Consider the following 5480-nt stretch of genomic DNA (forward strand, 5'->3'; position numbering starts at 1 on the left):
GAAGGCGACGAAGACGCCGATGCCGGAATAGAGCAGCGCCAGCCAGACGAGATAGCCGGGCAGGTCGACCACCACCCCGGCCATCGCGACCGCGACCGTCCCGGACAGCACCCACAGGATGCTGACGAAGCCGACGAGCAGCAGCAGGCAGTAGAAGAGCGAGTGCGCGAGATCGAGCACCGCCTCGGCGACCAGCCGGATGTCCTCGGCGATGCGCGCGTCGGGGTTGGTCGGCGCGCCGGGCAGCAGGGACAGTTGGTGCTGGCGGCCGCGATCCATCCAGGCGTCGGCCACCCGCTCGGTCAGCCATTCGCGCCAGCCGATCTGGAGGCGGCGACGAACCTCGAGATGCGCCACGTTGACGACCATCGTGCCGACGACGATGCCGGCGAAGACCAGCGACTGGACCAGCACCTGCGCGCCGTCGCGCCGCTCCAGGGCGTCGAACAGGTCCGCGTTCCAGAGGTTGAGGCGGACCACGAGCAACACCTGGAGGATGGTGAGCACGACGAGTGCCACCGTCAGGCCCCATGCCGCCCAGCCGCCGTGCCCGGCCCAGTACCCGGCGCCGAAGCGTGCGAAGCGCCCGAGGGTCCGCCCCATCGGCGCGCCGGCCGGCGCCGGCGCTTGCGCCGCCGCGTCGGCAGGCGCCGGGCCGGTCATCGCCCGATCAGCGGCCGGCCGTCACGGCGCGCGCGGCGCGGATGCGGTCCGCGTACCATTTCGCCGACGCCTTGAGCCGGCGCTGCTGGGTCGCGTAGTCGACATACACGATGCCGAACCGCTGCCCGAAGCCCGAGCCCCACTCGAAATTGTCGAGCAGCGACCACACGAAATAGCCGCGGACATCGGCCCCGCCGTCGATCGCCTCGCCCATCGCGCCGATATAGGCGTCGAGGTAACGGATGCGGTCAGGATCGACAACCTCGCCGCGCTCGTCCAGGCGATCATCGGCGCCATAGCCGTTCTCGGTCACGTAGATCGGCAGGCGGTAGCGCCGATGCACCTCGGCGAGCGTATCGCGGAAGGCGTCGGCGTCGATGACCCAGCCGACCCCGGTCTGCGGCTCGTCCGGCGGCGGGCCGGTCCAGGCGAAGCCGAGCTCGGCCGAGGGATCGGCCTTCATGTAGATCGGCGAATAGTGGTTGAGCCCGAACCAGTCGGTCGGGCGGCAGATGCGGGCGAGGTCGCCGGCCTTGACCCAGCGCTCGATCGCCTCGGCGAACCGCGGCGGATAGGTGCCGCGGATCTGCGGTTCCGGAAATGCCTGGTTCCAGCACAGGTCCATAAGCTCGGCGGCCGCGAGGTCGCCGGGTTCGCTGCCGGCCGGCCGGCACGGCTGCCGGTTGTGGATGGCGCCGATCTGGGCGCCCGGCACGAGGTCGCGAAGGACGTCGACGGCGGCGCCGTGCGCGAGGTTCACATGGTGGACCGCCGCCAGGTAGGAGTCGCGGTTCTTGATGCCCGGCGCCTGCCAGTCGAGGACGTAGCCGAAGATCGTGAAGACGGCCGGCTCGTTGAAGGTGGCGAAGCGCTTGACGCGATCGCCGAAGCGCCGGGCGATCAGGACCGCATAGTCGGCGAACCAGCCGGCGCTGTCGCGGTTCTCCCAGCCGCCCAGTTCCTGCAGCGCCTGCGGCAGGTCCCAGTGGTAGAGACAGAGCCACGGCTCGATGCCGGCCGCCAGCAGCGAATCGATGAGCCGGTCGTAGAAGTCGAGCCCGGCTGCATTGACGGTCCCGCGGCCCGTCGGCAGCACTCGCGGCCAGGACACCGAGAAGCGGTAGGCGTCGAGGCCGATCCGCCGCATCAGCCCGACATCCTCGGCATAGCGGTGATAGTGGTCGCAGGCCTCGTCACCGGTGTCGCCGTCGGTGACGCGGCCCGGCTCGTGGACGCGCACGTCCCAGATACTGGCCCCTCGGCCGTCCGCGGTCGTCGCACCCTCGATCTGATAGGCCGAGGTGGAGGCGCCCCACAGGAAGCCGGGCGGCCATGCCCGATCGGCAGCCGGGACCACCGGTCGATCCACCGTCTCCAAGTTCATGGACTGCTCCGCGCTGTCGTTCTTGGTCAAGTCCGCCCGGCGTCATGGATACCATGCCGGCCCGCGCGCGTTGATCGGAATCACCCCGGGCTCGTCGACCGCTCCGCGAACTGGTCCATTCAATTGTAGCAGTGGCAGGCTGGCGCTATGGTCGCCGCCGGATGACCGAACCGCCGGCCTCCCCCACTCCGCCACCGAGCGCGGCCATGGCCACGAACCAGGACGCACCGCCGGCCGCAACCGACGCGGCCCCCATCGGGTCGGAGCTGCGAGCGCTCGAACTGCATGCGGCCTATCTCCAGTCGATTCTCGACACCGTGCCCGATGCGATGGTGGTGATCGACGAGATCGGCCGGATCGAGCGGTTCAACGCGGCGGCGGAGCGGCTCTTCGGCTACACCGCCCACGAGGTTGCCGGCCAGAACGTGCGGATTCTGATGCCCTCTCCCTACCGGGAGCAGCACGACGGCTACCTGACGCGCTACCGCCGGACCGGCGAGCGCCAGATCATCGGCATCGGCCGAGTGGTGATGGGACGGCGGCGCGACGGCAGCACCTTTCCGATGGAGCTCGCGGTCGGCGAGATGGGGGCCGGCGACGAGCGCCGCTTTACCGGCTTCATCCGCGACCTGACCGAGCGGCAGCGGACGGAGACCCGGCTCCACGAGCTGCAGCAGGAACTGCTGCACGTCTCGCGACTGTCGACCATGGGCGCCATGGCATCGAGCCTGGCGCACGAGCTGAACCAGCCGCTCACGGCCATCACCAGCTTCGTGCGCGCCGGCCTGCGTTTCCTGCACCGCCCCGGCGAGGAGAACCTGAAGCTCGCCGGCGAGGCGATGGCCGGCGCCGGCGACCAGGCGGTGCGGGCGGGCGAGATCATCCGCCGGCTGCGCGACTTCGTGGCCAAGGGCGAGGCCGAAAAGCGGGCCGAGAACCTCACGAAGCTGGTCGAGGAGGCGAGCGCGCTGGCGCTCGTCGGCGCCAGGGAGCGCGGCGTGCGAATCGAATATCGGCTCGACCCGGCCGTCAGACGGGTCCTGGTCGACAAGGTGCAGGTCCAGCAGGTGATCCTGAACCTCGTCCGCAACGGCATCGAGGCCATGGAGGATTCGCCGGTCCGCGAACTCACGATCGGCACCGTGCTGGAGCCCGATCGCACGATGACCCGGATCTTCGTGGCCGACACCGGCAGCGGCCTGTCCCCCGAGGTCGCCGAACGGCTGTTCCAGCCCTTCGTCGGCACCAAGACCCACGGCATGGGAATCGGCCTGTCGATCTGCCGGTCGATCGTCGAGGCCCATGGCGGGCGCATCTGGTGTGAGCCGAATGCCGGCGGCGGCTCGGTCTTCGCCTTCACCGTGGACGTGCTGCCGATCGAGGAGGTCGCGGACGATGACGGCTGACGTCGAGCGGACGGTCCATATCGTCGACGACGACGACGCCGTCCGCAGCGCGCTGACGATGCTGATGCGCTCGGCCGGCCTCGCGGTCGAGACCTACGAGTCGGGGCTGCGGTTCCTCGAGCGGGCGGCGGCGATCGTCCCCGGATGCGTCCTGCTCGACGTCCGCATGCCGGGCCTGAACGGGCTCGAACTGCAGCGCGAGCTGGCGAACCGGCGAATCGCTCTTCCCGTCGTGGTCATGACCGGCCATGGCGACGTCTCGACCGCCGTCCAGGCGATGAAGGCCGGGGCCGTCGATTTCGTCGAGAAGCCCTTCGACGACGAACACATCCTGCGCCTCGTCGAGGAGGCGCTCGCCCGGGGCGCCGCCGACTACCGGCGCAGCCGCGAGGCCGCCGACGCGACGGCCCTCGTCGAACAGCTCTCGCAGCGCGAGCGCGACGTCCTGGAATGCCTGATCGCCGGGCGGTCGAACAAGCTCATCGCCTTCGACCTCGGCATCAGCCCGCGCACGGTCGAGATCTACCGCGCGAACATGATGGAGAAGCTGAAGGCTCGCTCGGTCTCGGAGGCGGTCCGTGTCGCCATCCTGGCCGGCGTGCCGGCGCGCGGCGAGAATTAGGGATTCCCCTTAGTTGCCGGTGCCGGGGCGCCGGGTCCACATGTCGACCCGCAGAAGGTCCTCCCTGGACGAGGGCAGCGGGTGTGCATGCGAAACGGCCATCGGGCCGGCCTCATCATCATCGTGGACGACGATGCGGCGGTGCGCCGCTCGCTGACGCTCTTGCTCGCCGCCTACGACTGGGACGCGGTGTCGTTTTCCTCGGCCCACGACCTGCTGGCCTCCGGCCTACCGCGGGACCGCCGCTTGTGCCTGGTCGTCGACCAGCAGATGCCGGGCATGACCGGGCTCGACCTCCTGGCCGCCCTCCGCTCGGCCGGCCACCGGCAGCCGGCGATTCTCGTCACCGGGCTGGTCGACGGGCGGCGGCGCATCGAGCAAGCGGCCCGCGAGATTCCCGGCACGGTCTTCCTGCACAAGCCGATCGACGCCGACCAGTTCGTCCATTGCGTGCAGCGCTGCATCGACGCGGCGATCGTGGATTGACCCAGGTCAAGGAGACCTGCCGGACCCGATCGTAGTCTCGTGTCAGAAGACCAGCGGTCTTCTGTCAGAGAGGAGAAGCCATGACCGAGACGAAGGAAGCCGGGCGCACGCCTGCTCCGGCGCCCGCGGCGCGTCCGTTCCTGTCCCCCTTCCGCGACGAGTTCGACGCCATGTTCGAGCGCTTGGCCCGCGGCGTTCCGCCGTTCCCGTTCCACGATCTTTCGCACTGGTTCGGGCGCGGCGCGACGCCGGCCACGGCGGTGGTGCCGGCCGCGGACGTCGTCGAGACCGATAAGGCGTACGAGATCAAGGTCGACCTGCCGGGCTTCGAGGAGAAGAACATCTCCGTCGAGCTCGCCGGCGACCAGCTCACCCTCAAGGCCGAACGGAGGGAGGAGCACGAGGAGAAGCAGGCGAACTATCACGTCAGCGAGCGTCGCCGCGGCTCCTGCCAGCGCATGTTCCGCCTGCCGGACGGCATCGACCGAGACAAGATCGCCGCCAGCTTCGAGAACGGCGTGCTCAAGGTGACGGTGCCGAAGGCCGAGGTGGCCGTGGCGCAGAACCGCAGGATCGCCGTCAACGGCTGACCGCGGCGGAGGCGGGCGGGGTGGGCCGCCGGCGAGACCGGCTCCACCCTCTCCCGCCCACTCCGTACATCTACGTAAGGGCAATCCCCGATTTCCCGCCGCGGTCGGCGGGCGATACAATTTTGTCCCAGGCACACGCCAGGAGGGACGAAGACGATGCTCGCCACGACCGCCATCGCCAGCACGACGCATCCGACGACCGCCAGCCTGTTCCACTCCGCCCCGTCGCGCTCGTCCGAACCGGCGCGCGGCCGGGCTCCAATTCCGGCACTGTCGCAGCCGCGGCCCGTCCAGGCCCATGCCCGCGGCTCGGTCATCCTGCACGAGGG

The 5480-nt window shown here is 70.0% G+C and carries 6 protein-coding genes; 4 read left to right on the forward strand and 2 right to left on the reverse strand.

All coding sequences use genetic code 11. From position 1 onward, the window contains the following. Positions 1–603 (reverse strand): SbmA/BacA-like family transporter (locus ACE3Q3_RS22570; protein WP_374449809.1); only part of this gene is annotated, 603 nt, incomplete at its 3' end. 67 nt (positions 604–670) lie between these two features. Continuing rightward, positions 671–2047 carry a GH1 family beta-glucosidase gene (locus ACE3Q3_RS22575; RefSeq protein ID WP_374449811.1) on the reverse strand — a complete coding sequence of 459 codons (1377 nt, stop codon included), beginning with the start codon at positions 2045–2047 and terminating at the stop codon, positions 671–673. Between the two features lie 206 nt (positions 2048–2253). Between ACE3Q3_RS22575 and ACE3Q3_RS22580 the strand changes: the two genes are divergently transcribed. The 4 genes from ACE3Q3_RS22580 to ACE3Q3_RS22595 all read left to right on the forward strand — a co-directional run bounded on the left by ACE3Q3_RS22580 (position 2254) and on the right by ACE3Q3_RS22595 (position 5151). Beyond that, positions 2254–3453, forward strand: a complete 1200-nt coding sequence (locus ACE3Q3_RS22580; protein WP_374449813.1) for a nitrogen regulation protein NR(II) — start codon at positions 2254–2256, stop codon at positions 3451–3453. Then, on the forward strand, positions 3443–4075 hold the full coding sequence (gene fixJ / locus ACE3Q3_RS22585; protein WP_374449815.1) for a response regulator FixJ: 633 nt from the start codon (positions 3443–3445) through the stop codon (positions 4073–4075). The genes ACE3Q3_RS22580 and fixJ overlap by 11 nt, the downstream gene beginning before the upstream one ends. 87 nt (positions 4076–4162) lie before the next feature. Next, complete coding sequence (locus ACE3Q3_RS22590; RefSeq protein ID WP_374449819.1) at positions 4163–4561, forward strand: response regulator transcription factor; 399 nt, start codon at positions 4163–4165, stop codon at positions 4559–4561. A gap of 80 nt (positions 4562–4641) precedes the next feature. Further along, on the forward strand, positions 4642–5151 hold the full coding sequence (locus ACE3Q3_RS22595; protein WP_374449817.1) for an Hsp20/alpha crystallin family protein: 510 nt from the start codon (positions 4642–4644) through the stop codon (positions 5149–5151). Positions 5152–5480 lie beyond the last annotated feature (329 nt).

The organism is Allostella sp., assembly GCF_041913585.1.
Taxonomy (GTDB): Bacteria; Pseudomonadota; Alphaproteobacteria; order ATCC43930; family Allostellaceae; genus Allostella.